Here is a 14,387-nt window from a genome sequence, read left to right on the forward strand (position 1 = left end):
GACGTCAGCGGCGTCGCCAGCCGAAGCGTCGGCGCCGCTGCTCCGGCACGGGGGCAGCCGCCGGTCGCGCAGCCCGACGTTCGCGCCAGGCCACCACCTCGGCATCGACGTCCCGCGGTTCGGTCACGACAGGTGGCCCGCCCTGGAGCTGACGGCGCGCTTCGCGCACGCGCTTGTTGAAGTCGTCGAGCACATCGCGCACATCCGACTGCGGCCGAGCAGGTCGACCTGGTCGTTCAGCTCCCGGTCCTCGGTGCGCAGCAGGATGGCGGGCGGGCCGAGCCCGGTGAGGTTCTCGGTCTCGATCTTGCGGCGGATCCACCAATCGGGATCGTGGTGCGTGCCGAGCCCCTCCAGCGGCTTGCCCGCGCCGGGGAGGTCGTCGAACTCGCCACGACGGATCGCCACCTGGATCGCCGTCTCGATGAAGGCGGCCCTGTCGACGGCGGCGCCGGCCCCCGGCGGGACGCCCGAATCCTCGTCCGCATCCTCGGCGTGCTGCTGCTTCGCGCGGTAGCGCGCGGCAGCTTCCCTGGGATCCGTCATGATGCACCTCCGTGGCATCCGATTCCGTTCCACCCTACGACGGCCCTCGGGGGCGCGGACGGCCGAGGTCGGCCCCAGGTCATAGGCTCGGAGGATGACCGCGCGCGCCTCCCTCAACCGAGAGATCCTGCGCCTGGCGGTCCCGGCGCTCGGCGCGCTGATCGCGGAGCCCGCGTTCCTGATCGTGGATGCCGCGCTCGTCGGCCACCTCGGCACGACGCCGCTCGCCGGCCTCGGCATCGCGGGAGCCGTGCTGCAGACGATCGTCGGGCTCATGGTGTTCCTCGCCTACTCGACCACCCCTGCGGTCGCGCGTCGTTTCGGGGCGGGGCAACCGGGCGAGGCCGTCTCCGTCGGCATCAACGGGATGTGGCTCGCGCTCGGACTCGGCGCGGTGCTCGCCGTCGTCGGCGCGGTCTCCTCGCCGTGGCTGGTCTCCCTGTTCGGCGCGAGCGATGCCGTCGCCGCCCAGGCCAACGAGTACCTCGTGATCTCGATGTGGGGCCTGCCGGCCATGCTCATCGTCTTCGCCGCGACCGGGCTGCTGCGCGGCATGCAGGACACCATGACGCCGCTGTGGATCGCCGGGCTCGGTTTCGGCGCGAATGCGCTCCTCAACTGGCTCTTCATCTACGGACTCGGGTGGGGTATCGCGGGCTCCGCCGCCGGCACCGTGACGGCGCAGTGGGGCATGGTCGCCGCGTACGCTCTCGTCGTCCGCCGCCTGGCCACCCGCCACAGCGCCTCGCTCCGTGCGCAGCGCGCCGGCATGCGCAGCACGGCGACGTCGGGCGGGTGGCTGTTCCTGCGCACCGTGAGCCTGCGCGTCGCCCTGCTCGCGACCGTGGGCATCGCGACCGGCATCGGCACCGACGAGCTGGCCGGGTGGCAGATCGTGTTCACGATCTTCTCGGCCGCGGCGTTCGCGCTCGATGCCCTCGCGATCGCCGCGCAGGCGCTGATCGGCAAGGAACTCGGCGCGGGTGACGAGAAGCAGGTGCACCGCGTGCTGGCCCGCACCGTGGCCTGGGGCGCCTGGTTCGGCGTGGTCGTGGGGGGCCTGATCGCCGCCCTCTCCGGAGTGCTCGGCATCGTGTTCACGGGCTCGGCGGAGATCGCCGCACTCGTGCAGCCGGCTCTGCTCGTGCTCGCCGTCGCCCAGCCGATCGCCGGGGTGGTCTTCGTGCTCGACGGGGTGCTCATGGGCGCGAACGACGCTCGCTATCTGGCGATCGCCGGTGGCCTGAACCTGGTGCCGTTCCTGCCGGCGCTGTGGATCATCGCCGCGACCGGAGTCGACGGCACCGCCGGGCTCGTCTGGCTCGCGGTCGCGTTCTTCGGCGTCTATCTGCTCGCGCGGCTCGGGACCCTGGGGTGGCGCGTGCGCTCGGGGCGCTGGCTCTCCGCCACCGCGTGACGCCGGGGCGTCTGGAACTGCACCGATCCGCTCCATCGCGACTTCCCCACACCCGCGGGGATCGGCGGAATACTACGCCCCGAAACCCTGGCGCCCTCGACGATGATCGGGGGACACTGAAGGGATGCTGGGGATGACGGAACCACAGGTATGGACTCTGATCGGCGTCTTCGCCGCGGGGATGTTCGGAACCATCACGCTGATCTCGACGATGTTCCTGCGCATGATGCAGAACGGGTTCGATGGCGTGCGGAAAGAGTTCGAAGGCGTGCGGAAAGAGATCGGAAGCGAATTCGCCAGCGTGCGGACGGAGATCCACGCCCTGCACGGGCGCATCGATCACCTCGATCGCGACGTCAACGCGATCTACCGCCACCTCTTCGGCATCGACCGGGGCTGACCGCGCTGTTCAGCCCCGCCGCCCAGCGCGGGCTCAGGCGATCTCGAGCTCCGCGATCACGATCTTCTTCATGTGCATGAGCGCCTGGATCTGCTCCGGCCGCTGCTGCAGCAGGTCGAGCCCGGCGGGAACCACCTGCCAGCTGACGCCGAACCGGTCCTTGCACCAGCCGCACGCCTCCGCCTCCGGCACCGCGGAGAGCGCCTGCCAGTAGCGGTCGATCTCGCCCTGGTCGGCGCACTCGATCACAAAGGAGACGGCCTCGTTGAAGGTGAACTCCGGACCCCCGTCGAGGCAGCCGAATCGCGTGCCGTTCAGAGTGAACTCCCCGTTGATGACCTTCCCCGTCATGCCCTCGAAGTGCTCGCTGAGGTTCTCGTCCGGATAGAAGGTCACGCTGTCGATCGATGAGTTCGGGAACACCGAGACGTAGTACTCCATCGCCTCCTGCGCCCTGTCGGCGAACCAGAGGAACGGGCGGATTGGTGTGACGACTGCCATGTCGACCTCCTTGATCGGCACTCACGCTACGCCCGCAGCCACGGCCTGTCGAGGGGTTCCGGCGGTGATCAGCCGGCGTATCTCCGGCACCACTCGTACATGATCACGGCGGCTGCGGCGCTGGCGTTGATCGAGCGCGTCGAGCCGTACTGGGTGATCTCGATGTGGGCGGTTGCGGCGGCGAGCGCCTCGGCGGAGAGCCCCGGTCCTTCCTGGCCGAACAGGAGCGCGCAGCGCTGTGGGAGTTCGGCGCGATCCACGGGCACGGCACCCTCGACGTTGTCGACCGCGATGATCGGGATGCCCTCGGCCGCGGCCCAGGCTGCGAAGGTCTCGACGTCTTCGTGGTGCACGACGTGCTGATAGCGGTCGGTGACCATGGCGCCGCGCTTGTTCCATCGCCGGCGACCGATGATGTGCACGGTGTCGGCGAGGAACGCGTTGGCACTTCGCACGATCGACCCGATGTTCATGTCGTGCTGCCAGTTCTCGATGGCGACGTGGAACGGATGCCGCTGCGTGTCGAGGTCAGCGACGATCGCCTCCATCCGCCAGTAGCGGTAGCGGTCGATCACGTTGCGGGTGTCGCCTTCAGCGAGGAGCTCGGGGTCGTACTGCTCACCCTCGGGCCACGCCGCCTCCCCGCCGGGCCAGGGGCCGACACCGTACCCGGGCTGAGCGATCGACCCCGCGCTCACCGCGTCCGCCGGAACGTCGGGGTTCGTGCTGTTCGGCGCGGCGTCATCCATCCCGCCAGGCTATCGCCGCGGGAGGCACCTTCGAATCGCGCAATCGGTCCCATCCAGGCAGCGGATGCAACCAGCCACGCGATTCGAAACATATTTAGGTGCGCCGAAAAATGCGATACGGTTTCGGTGTGCCTAAAAGTTCTTCTGCCGCGATGACCGCCCCCGCCGCACCTCGGGCGGGCGCACCACGCAGCCTCTGGCTCCTCGGACCCGCCCTCGTCGCCGGTGTCGCGTACCTGGACCCCGGGAACGTCGCCAGCAACATGACCGCCGGGGCGCAGTACGGCTACCTCCTGGTGTGGGTCGTGCTCGCGGGCAACATCATGGCCTGGCTGATCCAGTACCTCTCCGCGAAGCTGGGCGTCGTCACCGGACAGAGCCTCCCCGAGGTGCTGGGCGCGCGGCTGAAGCGGCCGTGGGCCCGCCGCGCGTACTGGCTGCAGGCCGAGCTCGTCGCGATGGCCACCGACCTCGCCGAGGTCATCGGCGGCGCGGTGGCACTGAACCTGCTGTTCGACGTGCCGCTGCTTCTGGGCGGACTCATCACCGGCGCGGTCTCGATGATCCTGCTCGCGGTGCAGAGCCGGCGCGGCGCCCGCCCGTTCGAGTTCGTGATCATCGGGCTCATGGCCATCATCACGATCGGCTTCGTGGCCGGCGTGTTCGTCGCGCCGCCGGATCCGGCAGGGGTGCTCGGCGGGATGGTTCCGCGCTTCGAAGACACCGGCTCGGTGCTGCTGGCCGCATCCATCCTCGGCGCGACGATCATGCCGCACGCGATCTACGCGCACTCCTCCCTGGCCCGCGACCGTTTCGGCGCCACGACCACCCACGCGGGCGACGAGGCCGTGCGCACCGAGACCTCGCGCATCCGCCGCCTGCTCACCGCCACCCGCTGGGACGTCTCGATCGCGATGGTGATCGCCGGGTCCGTGAACCTCTGCATCCTGCTGCTCGCGGCCGCGAACCTCGCCGGCGTCGAGGGCACCGACTCGCTCGAGGGCGCACACGCCGCTCTCGCCGCGGGACTCGGTCCGGTCGTGGCGACCTTCTTCGCCGTCGGGCTCCTCGCCTCCGGTCTGGCCTCGACCTCGGTGGGTGCCTACGCGGGTGCCGAGATCATGCACGGCCTGCTGCATGTGCGCATCCCGCTGCTCGCCCGCCGCCTGGTCACCCTGATCCCCGCGCTCGTCATCCTCGGCATCGGATTCGATCCGACACTCGCCCTGGTACTCAGCCAGGTGGTGCTCTCGTTCGGCATCCCGTTCGCGCTGATCCCACTGGTCGTGCTCACCGCGCAGCGGCGAACCCTCGGCGCCTGGGTCAACCGCCGCTGGACCACGGCCGCCGGCATCCTCGCCTCGGTGCTGCTGATCGCCCTCAACGGAGCCCTGCTCTGGCTCGTGCTGACGGGGGCCTGACCCCGGATAGGCTCGACAGCATGTCTGCCGAGAACGCCCGCCGCAACGTCCGCATCCTCACCTGGATCGGACTCGCGACGGGCGTGATCGGCGGCCTGCTGATCGCGTTCCCGAAGGTCATCGGCCTCGGCAGCCCGTGGGTGCAGCTCGCCCTCGGCGTCGCCACACTCGTCCTGGCGTTCCGCGCGCGCAAGATCGGCATCGCCGAGATCGAGGGATTCGATGGCCGGCTCTCGCTGGCCGCCGCCCTGCTCGGCTTCCTGGTCCTGTTCTTCGCCGGTCAGGCCGCGTACAGCCTCCTGGCCGCCGCGACGAGCTGACCCCCGCCGCCCGAACCGGTCGGTCGCCCTACGCCGTGATGAAGCCCGTCACCAGGTACATCACGAACGACAGTCCGGCGGCGATCCCGGCGTAGGGCAGGATCGCGAGCATGAGGTTGATCGGCTTGATGCCGATCGACCGCGACGCGAGGATGATGCCGTCGCCGTACAGGCAGGTCGTGCTGCCGAGCGCCGCGCCGGAGAACACGGCGGCGCCCGCGAGGATCGGGTCGGCACCGAGGGCCAGCGCCAGCGGGAGGACGACCGGGGTGATCACCGCAGCGAGATCCCAGAACGATCCGGTGGCGTACGCGTAGATCCCGCACACCGCGAAGACGATCGCGGGCAGCAGCGCCGGGGTCAGCACGGGCTCGGTGACCTGGATCACGAACTCGGCGAGCTGCAGGGCGATGTTCATCTCCTGCACCATGAACGCCAGCACGGTGAGGATCATCACGAACAACATGCTCTCGATGCCCTCCAGCGCGGCATCCAGCACCCCGCGGATGCTGAGGCGGTGCTGCACGAGCACGATCACGAGGGTCACGGCGAGCGCCGCGGCGGTGCCGGCGACGACGTTGGCGTTGGTCGCGATCGTGACGCCGACGAGCACGGCCATCGCGATCAGGAAGCCCCACGGCTGCGGCTTGGGCCCCGCATCCGCCTCGGCCGACGTCGCGAGCGCGGTGGCGACCCGCTGCGCGGTCGACCCGTCGGGGTCGTCGGCCTCGAGCTCAGCCAGGAGCGCCACGCCCTCGGCTCGCCGCTCGTCATCGGTGGTACCGAGCGGGAAGACATCACCGTCGCGCTCCGCGCGGATCGCATCGCGCTTGATCACGCCGAGCTTCGGCAGCCATCCGATGCTCATCAGCAACGCGACCGCGAGGGCCGCCCACCCGAAGAAGATGAAGGGGATCGCCTGCAGGTAGGCGCCGAATCCGGTGCCGCCGACCGTGACGCCCTGCGCCTCGAAGAGCCCGGAGAAGAACAGCGCCCACGTCGACACGGGGACGAGGACGGCGATCGGCGCGGCCGTCATCTTCATGATGGCGCCGAGCTGCGTGCGCGGCACCCGGTAGCGGTCGGTGACCTGCTTCATCGAGGTGCCGGTGGTGAGCACGTTGAGGTAGTCGTCGACGAACAGCACGACCGACAGCAAGAAGGTCAGCACGGTCGACTTGCGGCGCGAGGTCACGAACCGCTCGGCCCACCGCGCGAAGTCGGTGACGATGCCCGACTTCTCGAACAGCATCATGAGGATGCCGAACAGCGCGACGATCAGCAGCAGCCACTGCGCCGTGGCGTTGGACAGCGCCTTCCCGGTGTACTCGACCCAGACGTCGAAGCCGCCCCAGCCGCCGAGGATCAGCGCTCCGGCGATGGTGCCGCAGAACAGGGCGAAGAGGGTGCGTCTGGTGGCGACCGCGACGATCAGGATCACCACGATGGGGAGGAGCGCGAGAGCGCCGAATTCGGGCATGGAGGTCACCTCAGTGTGAAGGGGGCGAGTGCGAAGGGGGCGGAGGAGAAGGGGTGAGGGCGGGTGCGGTCGAGCCGGGGGTCAGGGCTCGGTGCCGCCGACGGCCGTCCCCTGCACGGGCAGGTCGGGGAGGTCGTCCGGGGAGACGTGCAGCGGGTTCTCCGCCCACACGGCGTAGTCGGCCCGGAACCCGGGGGCGATGCGACCGAGGTCGGCGTCTCCCTGGGCCAGGGCGGCGCCCACGGTGTAGCCGTGCAGCGCCTGGTAGGGGGTGAGCGCCTGCTCGGGCTCGAAGACCGGGGCGTCGCGGTCTCCGGGGCGGCGGCGCAGCATCGCCCAGGCGAGGCCGATACGCGCGTCGTTCTGCGCGATGGGCCAGTCGGAGCCGAGCGCGAGCGGCGCCCCTGCGTCCCAGTAGTCGCGGGCGCGCCAGGCGCGGGCGGCGCGGGCGGGTCCCAGCTTGCGGGACCAGTCGTCCGAGCCGTCTGCCTTGCGCCACTGCATGTGGAGGGGCTGCATCGAGGCGGTGATGCCCGCGGCGGCGATGCGGGCGACGTCGCGGTCGGTCGTGGTCTCGAGGTGCTCGATGCGATGCGGGGCTCCCCCTGCACTGCGGATGCCGGCAGCCAGGTACGCGTCGACGACCTCCCCGACGGCACGGTCGCCGATGGCGTGCGTCGCCACCTGGAATCCGGCCTCGGCGTAGCGTCGCACGGTGCGCGCATACGCGGCGGCATCCTTCCAGAACGGCTCCAGCCCCGTGCCGGCGGTGTCGGGCTCGTACAGCCAGGCCGTGCCGGTCTCGACCACGCCGTCGGCATACAGCTTCACGACGCCTCCGCGCCAGCGGTCGCCGCGGCGGTCGCGCATCGCCAGGTTCGCCGCCGTCCGCTCCTCGTCGAAGCCGGGCTCATGGTCGATGGCCGAGACGATGCGGATCGGCAGCCCGGGCCCCTGCTCCAGAGCGTCCAACAGCTCGAGGGAGGCGAAGCCGCCGTCCATGATCGTGCCACCGGTGAGACCGGAGTCGCGCAGTCCCCGCAGGAGCTCGTGACCGACCGCCAGGGTCTGGTCGCGGGTCAGCGCGGGCGCGCTCAGCCGCACGGGCTCGTAGGCACCGAGTTCGCGCAGCTCGCCGGTCGGCACCCCGTTCACGTCGATGACGACGCACGACGAGTCCTCGAACTCTCGCGCGCCGGTGATCCCCGCCCGGGAAAGTCCCGCGTGGCTCGCGAGCGCGGTGTGTCCGTCGAACAGGATGAGCAGCGCAGGCAGCCCGCGCACCGCGTCCTCGATCGCCGCCGCCGTCATCGGCAGGTCGTGGAACACGTCGTAGTCGACGTTCCACCCCCTCACCCACGGGTCGGCGTCTTCGGCGAGCGCTCGATCCGCTTCGGTCCGCAGCGCCGCGAGGAGGTCGACAGCGGTGGTCAGTCCCCCGAGGTCGATGCCGGCGGTCAGCTCGATCCCCTGGATCGGATGCAGGTGTGCGTCGATGAGCCCCGGCGTCACGGCCGCACCGCCGAGGTCGTGAACGACGGTGCGCGGGCCGCGCAGCTCACGGATCAGCGCGTCATCGCCGACCGCGAGGAACCGCCCGTCGCGCACCGCGAAGGCCGTGGCGTGCGGGCGGCGCGGGTCCATCGTCACCACGTGCGCGCCGGTGACAATGGCGTCGGCGTCGAAACCGGTCATGACTGTACCTTCGTCGGTAGTGAATCGTTCGGTATTGAAAGAGTTTCAATAAAATACCAGACGCCTGAGCAGAATCGAGCACGATGACGAAATCTCCGCGCAGCGTCGGCCGACCGTCGACGCAGGTGCTCACCGAGGAGCGCATCCTGAAGGCCGCCTTCCGGCTCAGCGCGCAGCGCACCCCGCGTCAGTTCACGATGACCGCGCTCGCGGAATCCCTCGGCGTGCGCACCTCCGCGCTCTATCACCACTTCGCCAACCGCGACGCCGTGATCCGCGCCATGCGCGGGCAGGTCAGTCGTGCGCTCGTCTCCCCCGTGCTGCACGAGATGCCCATCGACGACGCGCTCCTGACGTGGGCGCACAGCTACCGCGAGGCCGCCATCCGCGCCCCGGAGGCCATGGTGATGTTGGCGACCTCGCCGATCGACGCCGACGAGGCCTCCTTCGCCGACTACGAGCAGATCGCCCGCCTGCTCAGTGACGACGGCTGGCCGACCGACACGATCGTGGATGCCATCGTCGCCCTCGAGTCCTTCATCATCGGCTCCGCGCTGGATGCCCTCGCGCCTGCGGACAACATGGCACCGGGCGAGCTCGCTCCGACGTATCCGACCTTCGCGGAAGCCGAGAGCGCCCGGGCGCGACTCAGCTCCGACCCCGCCCGCCGCACCTTCGAGATCGGGGTGCGGGCACTGATCCACGGCCTCACCTCATGGGCGCGCGAGCGCACCACGTAGGCTGGTCCGGTGGCATCCCCTGCAGCTGACGACTACCTGAAGACCGTCTACGCGCACACCGAGTGGCAGGACGCCCCCATCACCCCTTCGGTGCTCGCCGCGAAGCTCGGCATCGCCCCGTCGTCGGTCACCGAGATGGTGAAGAAGCTCGCCGCCGCCGGTCTCGTCTCGCACGTGCCCTACGGTGCGGTGCGACTGACGGATGCCGGCACGCTCCGTGCCCTGGCGATGGTGCGCCGGCACCGCCTGATCGAGACCTGGCTGGTGCAGGAGTTCGATTACGGCTGGGACGAGGTGCACGACGAGGCCGAGGTGCTCGAGCACACCATCAGCGATCGGCTGCTGGAGGGCATCGATGCGCGCCTCGGTCGCCCCCGATTCGACCCGCACGGCGATGCGATCCCCGACGCCGACGGTCACATCGAGCGCGAGCCGTTCGTGCTCCTCGCCGACGCTCCGGCCGGGCACGCCGGCCGCGTGCTGCGCGTGGACGACCGCGATCCGGAGTTGCTCCGGGCACTCGAGGCGCTGGGCCTGGCGGTCGCATCGACGGTCACGGTGACAGCGTCCGGAGTGGAGATCGACGGCGTGCAGACGGCCCTGCCCGACGGTGCGGCACAGGTGGTCTGGCTCAGCGCCTGACGGCTCCGCAATACGGTCAGGTGTGCGTCGCCTGCGGCCTCTAGGCTGTGCACATGGCACAACGCGACGACATCGAATGCTGGCTCACCGACATGGACGGCGTGCTCGTCCATGAGAACGACGCCATCCCCGGAGCATCCGAACTGCTCGCCGGATGGGAGAGCGCAGGTATCCCGTACCTGGTGCTCACCAACAACTCGATCTTCACCGCGCGCGACCTCTCCGCTCGCCTCCGCACCAGCGGGCTGCACGTGCCCGAGGAGCGCATCTGGACCTCGGCCCTCGCCACCGCCGACTTCCTGAAGCAGCAGCTCCCCGGCGGCTCGGCATTCGTGATCGGCGAGGCCGGCATCCTCACCGCCCTGCACGACGCCGGCTTCATCATGACGGAGACGAACCCCGACTTCGTGGTCGTCGGAGAGACCCGCAACTACTCGTTCGAGGCGATCACCAAGGCGATCCGCCTCATCATCGGCGGTGCGCGCTTCATCGTCACAAACCCGGATGCCACGGGCCCGAGCGCCGACGGACCACTGCCCGCCACCGGCGCCATCGCCGCCTTGATCACGAAGGCCACCGGCAAGGAGCCGTACGTGGTCGGCAAGCCGAACCCGATGATGTTCCGCTCCGCTCTGAACAAGATCGGCGCGCACTCGAAGCGCACCGGCATGATCGGCGACCGCATGGACACCGACGTCGTCGCGGGCATCGAGGCGGGTCTGCACACGATCCTGGTGCTCACCGGCATCAGCGACCAGGCCGAGATCGAGAAGTACCCGTTCCGCCCGGATGAGATCGTGCAGTCGGTCGCCGACCTGCTGCCGCGGATCACCGAGACGATCACGACGGTCAAGATCAAGAAGTAGCCGATGGGGGCACTCGACGAGGGCGAGCGGTTCCGAGCGGCGGATGCCGCGGCCTGGCGTGCCTGGCTCGAAGCGAACCACGAGCGGACGGCGGGCGTCTGGCTGCTGAGTGTGCGCGGCTCGTCCGACGGCGTCGGCTACGAGGATGCCGTGCGGCAGGCGCTCTGCTTCGGATGGATCGACGGCCCGGTACGCGTCTTCGATGACGGGACCGCCGACCGCGCCAACGGACAGTGGTTCTCTCCGCGCCGCCCCGGCAGCGGATGGGCCGCGACGAACAAGGCGCGCATCGCGGAGCTCGAAGCGGAGGGGGCGCTCGCTCCCGCCGGCATCCGCGTGCTCGAGATCGCGAAGGCGAACGGCTCGTGGACCCTGCTCGACGGACCGGAGGCCGGGATCGAGCCGGAGGAGTTCGCGGCCGCGCTCGACGCGGTGCCCGCCGCGCGCGAGAACTGGGACGCGTTCCCGAAGTCGGTCAAGAAGTTCGGGCTCACTCACATCGCGATGGCCAAGCGCCCGGAGACCCGGACGGCCCGCATCGCGAAGATCGTGGCGGATGCCGCAGAGGGGAAGCGTCCATGAATCAGAGCGACGTGCTGTTCCTGGTGGTCTTCCTGATCCTGCTCAGCTCGCTGACCGTGTTCATCGTGCAGTTCGTGCGCTCACGGCGCGGACGCGGTGGCTCGGACGACGGCCGCGCCGGCTGGTGGGAAGGCCCCTGGGACGAGGACGACAAGTCCCGCTGACATCCCCGCATCCGCTTCGCGTGCCCGTTTTCCGGTACGGATGTCGGGAGATCGCACGGATGTCGGACGAATGACAGGGTTTCACCCCCGATCCGGCGCATCCTCCCGACAAGTGGACAGGCGCGGGCGACCCCGCCGGTCAGGACGCGAGCGTCGCTCCGGGGATCGCGGCGAGCAGCTCCCGGGTGTACGGATGCTGCGGGTCGTCGAAGATGCGCTCGGGGGTGCCGCTCTCGACCACGACGCCGCGCTGCATGACGTGCACCTCGTCGGAGATCATCCGCACGACCGCGAGGTCGTGGCTGATGAACAGGTAGCTCAGCCCCAGGCGCTTCTGCAGGTCGGCGAGCAGGTCGAGGATCTGCGCCTGCACCAGCACGTCGAGTGCGGAGACGGCCTCATCCAGCACCACGAGCTCGGGTTCGAGCGCGAGCGCCCGGGCGATCGCCACACGCTGACGCTGACCACCCGACAGCTCGTGCGGCAGGCGCTCGGCCATCGCGGCGGGCAGCGCCACCTGCTCCAGGAGTTCGAGCACACGCGAGTGCCGGGTGGCCGCGGTGCCGATGCGGTGCACACGCAGCGGCTCGGCGATCGACTGCTCGACCGTGTAGCGCGGGTCGAGTGAGGCGTACGGGTTCTGGAACACCGGCTGCACGCGTCGGCGCAGGGCGAACAGCTCCTTGCGGCGCAGCGTGGTCAGGTCGAGCCCGTCGAACAGGATCGACCCGGAGGTGGCGTCCTCGAGCCCGAGCACCATGTTCGCCGTGGTCGACTTGCCCGATCCGGACTCGCCCACGATCGAGACGGTCGTGCCGCGACGGATCTCGAAGCTCACCCCGTCGACCGCGGTGAACGTCTGCGGCTCGCCCGCCTTGGGGGCGCGGAGGGCGAACTCCTTGCGGAGGTCACGGATCTCGACGAACGGCGTCCCGGTGGCGGCCTCGCGCTGCGGCAGTGCGTCGCGGCGGGAGGCGAGGCTCGGCGCCGCGGCGAGCAGCTGCTTCGTGTACTCGTGCTGCGGGTTGCCGAGCACCTCGGCCGACGTCCCCTCCTCCACGATGTGACCGCGGAACATCACGACGATGCGATCCGCGCGCTCGGCGGCGAGGGCCAGGTCGTGCGTGATGAGGAAGACCGCTGTTCCGAGCTCGTCGGTGAGCGTGTCGAGCTGGTCCAGGATGCGCCGCTGCACGGTCACATCGAGGGCGGAGGTGGGCTCGTCGGCGATCAGCAGGCGCGGCTTGCAGGCCAGGCCCATCGCGATCAGCACGCGCTGACGCATGCCGCCGGAGAACTCGTGCGGGTACTGGTGCGCCCGCTGCGCCGCATCCGCGATCCCGACCATCTCGAGCAGCTCGACGACCCGCGCCTTCGTGGCATCGCCGTGCGTGTGGCCGTGCACCTCGAGCGCCTCGCCGATCTGCTCGCCCACACGCATGAGCGGGTTGAGGTTCGACATCGGATCCTGCGGCACGAGGCCGATCCCGGCGCCGCGCAGGGAGACCATCGCGTTCTCGGGCAGGTCGGTGAGCTCGCGGCCGTCGAAGCGGATGCTGCCGGCGGTGATCACGCCGTTCTCCGGCAGCAGTCGGTTGACCGCGGCGGCGGTGGTCGACTTGCCCGACCCCGACTCGCCCACGATCGCGACGGTCTCCCCGGCGGCGACGTCGATGCTGATGTCGCTGATGGCGGTGACCAGTTCGGAACCGGTCCGGAAGGCGACGGCGAGGCCGCTGATGCTCAGCACGGGCTCGGTGTTGCTCATGATGGTGTTCCTTCGTTGTCGTCCAGATCGTTATCGTCCAGGAGTGCGGGGAGCGCCGAGCGCCACAGCGCCTCGGTCGGTGCGGGTTCGGGGGCGAACAGGCGGTTGCTCAGCAGGACGGCGGCGGTGCCGGTTCCCGGGACGAATCCCAGCGCACAGCCCGTGAAGCCCGGGTGCCAGAGCATCCGGGTCGGTCGGCCGCCGACCGCGACCGTGTCGCTGCGCCAGCCCAGCGCCTGCCCGGCGTCGGGACCGTCGCGGAACAGCTCGGCTGCAGCATCCGGATGCCACAGCTCGGGATGGCGCTCGGGAGCGGCGAGCGCGGCGCCGAGGGTCAGCAGGTCGTCGGCGGTGCTGAAGAGCCCGGCATGGCCGGAGATGCCGCCGAACGCGTGGAAGCAGTTGCCGTCGTTCACGGCCCCGACGATCTCCTCCTCACGCCAGGCGAAGTCGCGGTCGGCGGTGAGGATCGGGTACGGCTCGCCGGTCGCGACCATGCGGCGCTCGGCGGAATCGCCGATGCCGGACGAGGCCACGGGCGCTGATACCGGCCCGTATCCGGTGCGGTCGAGACCGAGGGGCGCCGTCACGAGTTCGCGGACGGCCGCGTCCAGAGGCATCCCGATGACGGCGGCGACGATGCGGCCGAGGAGCATGAAGCCAAGGTCGGAGTAGTGACGCCCGTCGTCGAGGCCGTAGCGCAGCGGGATGGCGTCAGCTGCGGCTGCGGGGTCGCCGGCGTGCGCGCGGTCGAGGTAGAGCGGCTGCCACTCCCAGAGACCTGCACGGTGCTGCAGCAGGTGACGGACCGTCGTTCCCGGAGCACAGGCCGTGCCGCGGACGAAGCGGTCGACCGGGTCGTCGAAGCCGAGGTCGCCCCAGCTGACCAGCCGCAGGATCGCCGTCGTCGTCGCGGCGACCTTCGACACCGAGGCGACGTCGAACGCGGTCGCGGTCGTCATGGGCGTTCCGGCGAGGTCGGCCAGGCCGTCCGCGGCGATGTCGCGCCCGGTATCGGTGACCACACCCGCGACGGCGCCACGCGGCGCGGCATCCGTTGCGAGGACCGCGGCGACGGCTGCGGTGGCGGTCATCT

The 14,387-nt window shown here is 70.3% G+C and carries 15 protein-coding genes and 1 pseudogene; 9 read left to right on the forward strand and 7 right to left on the reverse strand.

What is annotated here, in order from left to right:
* Nucleotides 1-4: 4 nt before the first annotated feature.
* Nucleotides 5-564 (reverse strand): annotated as a pseudogene (locus ACWGO6_RS06680) (DnaJ family domain-containing protein).
* A gap of 76 nt (nucleotides 565-640) precedes the next feature.
* Here ACWGO6_RS06680 and ACWGO6_RS06685 point away from each other — a divergent pair.
* Nucleotides 641-1,963 (forward strand): MATE family efflux transporter, encoded by a 1,323-nt coding sequence (locus ACWGO6_RS06685; RefSeq protein WP_136041235.1) that lies wholly within the window; start codon nucleotides 641-643, stop codon nucleotides 1,961-1,963.
* A gap of 133 nt (nucleotides 1,964-2,096) precedes the next feature.
* A complete protein-coding gene (locus ACWGO6_RS06690) occupies nucleotides 2,097-2,363 on the forward strand; it encodes a hypothetical protein (protein WP_136041234.1) in 267 nt (88 codons plus the stop codon).
* Between the two features lie 33 nt (nucleotides 2,364-2,396).
* Here the strand turns inward: ACWGO6_RS06690 and ACWGO6_RS06695 are convergent, their stop codons facing one another.
* On the reverse strand, nucleotides 2,397-2,864 hold the full coding sequence (locus tag ACWGO6_RS06695) for a VOC family protein (protein ID WP_136041233.1): 468 nt from the start codon (nucleotides 2,862-2,864) through the stop codon (nucleotides 2,397-2,399).
* 68 nt (nucleotides 2,865-2,932) lie between these two features.
* Complete coding sequence (locus ACWGO6_RS06700) at nucleotides 2,933-3,613, reverse strand: TrmH family RNA methyltransferase (protein WP_240745012.1); 681 nt, start codon at nucleotides 3,611-3,613, stop codon at nucleotides 2,933-2,935.
* A gap of 152 nt (nucleotides 3,614-3,765) precedes the next feature.
* Between ACWGO6_RS06700 and ACWGO6_RS06705 the strand changes: the two genes are divergently transcribed.
* Both ACWGO6_RS06705 and ACWGO6_RS06710 read left to right on the forward strand, forming a co-directional pair.
* The gene (locus tag ACWGO6_RS06705) at nucleotides 3,766-5,034 is read left to right on the forward strand and encodes an Nramp family divalent metal transporter (RefSeq protein WP_452326246.1); all 1,269 of its coding nucleotides are present in this window, start codon (nucleotides 3,766-3,768) and stop codon (nucleotides 5,032-5,034) included.
* A gap of 20 nt (nucleotides 5,035-5,054) precedes the next feature.
* Nucleotides 5,055-5,354, forward strand: coding sequence for a hypothetical protein (locus ACWGO6_RS06710; protein WP_136041231.1), 300 nt, complete (start codon nucleotides 5,055-5,057; stop codon nucleotides 5,352-5,354).
* A 28-nt stretch (nucleotides 5,355-5,382) separates the two neighbouring features.
* Here ACWGO6_RS06710 and ACWGO6_RS06715 read toward each other — a convergent pair whose 3' ends face one another.
* On the reverse strand, nucleotides 5,383-6,834 hold the full coding sequence (locus tag ACWGO6_RS06715) for a Na+/H+ antiporter NhaC family protein (protein WP_452326247.1): 1,452 nt from the start codon (nucleotides 6,832-6,834) through the stop codon (nucleotides 5,383-5,385).
* 81 nt (nucleotides 6,835-6,915) lie between these two features.
* A complete protein-coding gene (locus ACWGO6_RS06720; protein ID WP_452326248.1) occupies nucleotides 6,916-8,529 on the reverse strand; it encodes an amidohydrolase in 1,614 nt (537 codons plus the stop codon).
* A gap of 83 nt (nucleotides 8,530-8,612) precedes the next feature.
* Here ACWGO6_RS06720 and ACWGO6_RS06725 point away from each other — a divergent pair, with 83 nt between their 5' ends.
* The 5 genes from ACWGO6_RS06725 to ACWGO6_RS06745 are packed head-to-tail and all read left to right on the forward strand — an operon-like array spanning nucleotide 8,613 to nucleotide 11,523.
* Nucleotides 8,613-9,269 carry a TetR/AcrR family transcriptional regulator gene (locus ACWGO6_RS06725; protein WP_452326249.1) on the forward strand — a complete coding sequence of 219 codons (657 nt, stop codon included), beginning with the start codon at nucleotides 8,613-8,615 and terminating at the stop codon, nucleotides 9,267-9,269.
* Nucleotides 9,270-9,278: 9 nt separating this feature from the next.
* A complete protein-coding gene (locus tag ACWGO6_RS06730; protein ID WP_136041227.1) occupies nucleotides 9,279-9,911 on the forward strand; it encodes a metal-dependent transcriptional regulator in 633 nt (210 codons plus the stop codon).
* Nucleotides 9,912-9,964: 53 nt separating this feature from the next.
* Nucleotides 9,965-10,777: an HAD-IIA family hydrolase gene (locus tag ACWGO6_RS06735; RefSeq protein WP_029261258.1), complete on the forward strand. Its 813-nt coding sequence runs from the start codon at nucleotides 9,965-9,967 to the stop codon at nucleotides 10,775-10,777.
* A gap of 3 nt (nucleotides 10,778-10,780) precedes the next feature.
* The gene (locus tag ACWGO6_RS06740; protein ID WP_452326250.1) at nucleotides 10,781-11,359 is read left to right on the forward strand and encodes a YdeI/OmpD-associated family protein; all 579 of its coding nucleotides are present in this window, start codon (nucleotides 10,781-10,783) and stop codon (nucleotides 11,357-11,359) included.
* Nucleotides 11,356-11,523, forward strand: a complete 168-nt coding sequence (locus ACWGO6_RS06745; protein ID WP_168429535.1) for a hypothetical protein — start codon at nucleotides 11,356-11,358, stop codon at nucleotides 11,521-11,523. The genes ACWGO6_RS06740 and ACWGO6_RS06745 overlap by 4 nt, the downstream gene beginning before the upstream one ends.
* 139 nt (nucleotides 11,524-11,662) lie before the next feature.
* On the opposite strand, the gene ACWGO6_RS06750 is transcribed toward ACWGO6_RS06745, so the two are convergent.
* Both ACWGO6_RS06750 and ACWGO6_RS06755 read right to left on the reverse strand, forming a co-directional pair.
* Nucleotides 11,663-13,291 carry an ABC transporter ATP-binding protein gene (locus ACWGO6_RS06750; RefSeq protein ID WP_452326251.1) on the reverse strand — a complete coding sequence of 543 codons (1,629 nt, stop codon included), beginning with the start codon at nucleotides 13,289-13,291 and terminating at the stop codon, nucleotides 11,663-11,665.
* Nucleotides 13,288-14,385 (reverse strand): serine hydrolase domain-containing protein, encoded by a 1,098-nt coding sequence (locus ACWGO6_RS06755; RefSeq protein WP_452326252.1) that lies wholly within the window; start codon nucleotides 14,383-14,385, stop codon nucleotides 13,288-13,290. Before ACWGO6_RS06755 ends, ACWGO6_RS06750 begins: the two co-directional genes overlap by 4 nt.
* Between the last annotated feature and the right edge of the window lie 2 nt (nucleotides 14,386-14,387).

Source organism: Microbacterium sp. NPDC055665 (assembly GCF_053618035.1).

Coding starts and splice junctions, on each gene's coding strand:
- ACWGO6_RS06695 (WP_136041233.1), bottom strand. CDS start 2,864: ATGGCAGTCGTCACACCAATCCGCCCGTTCCTCTGGTTCGCCGACAGG.
- ACWGO6_RS06690 (WP_136041234.1), top strand. CDS start 2,097: ATGACGGAACCACAGGTATGGACTCTGATCGGCGTCTTCGCCGCGGGG.
- ACWGO6_RS06720 (WP_452326248.1), bottom strand. CDS start 8,529: ATGACCGGTTTCGACGCCGACGCCATTGTCACCGGCGCGCACGTGGTG.
- ACWGO6_RS06725 (WP_452326249.1), top strand. CDS start 8,613: ATGACGAAATCTCCGCGCAGCGTCGGCCGACCGTCGACGCAGGTGCTC.
- ACWGO6_RS06715 (WP_452326247.1), bottom strand. CDS start 6,834: ATGCCCGAATTCGGCGCTCTCGCGCTCCTCCCCATCGTGGTGATCCTG.
- ACWGO6_RS06700 (WP_240745012.1), bottom strand. CDS start 3,613: ATGGATGACGCCGCGCCGAACAGCACGAACCCCGACGTTCCGGCGGAC.
- ACWGO6_RS06750 (WP_452326251.1), bottom strand. CDS start 13,291: ATGAGCAACACCGAGCCCGTGCTGAGCATCAGCGGCCTCGCCGTCGCC.
- ACWGO6_RS06740 (WP_452326250.1), top strand. CDS start 10,781: ATGGGGGCACTCGACGAGGGCGAGCGGTTCCGAGCGGCGGATGCCGCG.
- ACWGO6_RS06735 (WP_029261258.1), top strand. CDS start 9,965: ATGGCACAACGCGACGACATCGAATGCTGGCTCACCGACATGGACGGC.
- ACWGO6_RS06685 (WP_136041235.1), top strand. CDS start 641: ATGACCGCGCGCGCCTCCCTCAACCGAGAGATCCTGCGCCTGGCGGTC.
- ACWGO6_RS06705 (WP_452326246.1), top strand. CDS start 3,766: ATGACCGCCCCCGCCGCACCTCGGGCGGGCGCACCACGCAGCCTCTGG.
- ACWGO6_RS06755 (WP_452326252.1), bottom strand. CDS start 14,385: ATGACCGCCACCGCAGCCGTCGCCGCGGTCCTCGCAACGGATGCCGCG.
- ACWGO6_RS06710 (WP_136041231.1), top strand. CDS start 5,055: ATGTCTGCCGAGAACGCCCGCCGCAACGTCCGCATCCTCACCTGGATC.
- ACWGO6_RS06745 (WP_168429535.1), top strand. CDS start 11,356: ATGAATCAGAGCGACGTGCTGTTCCTGGTGGTCTTCCTGATCCTGCTC.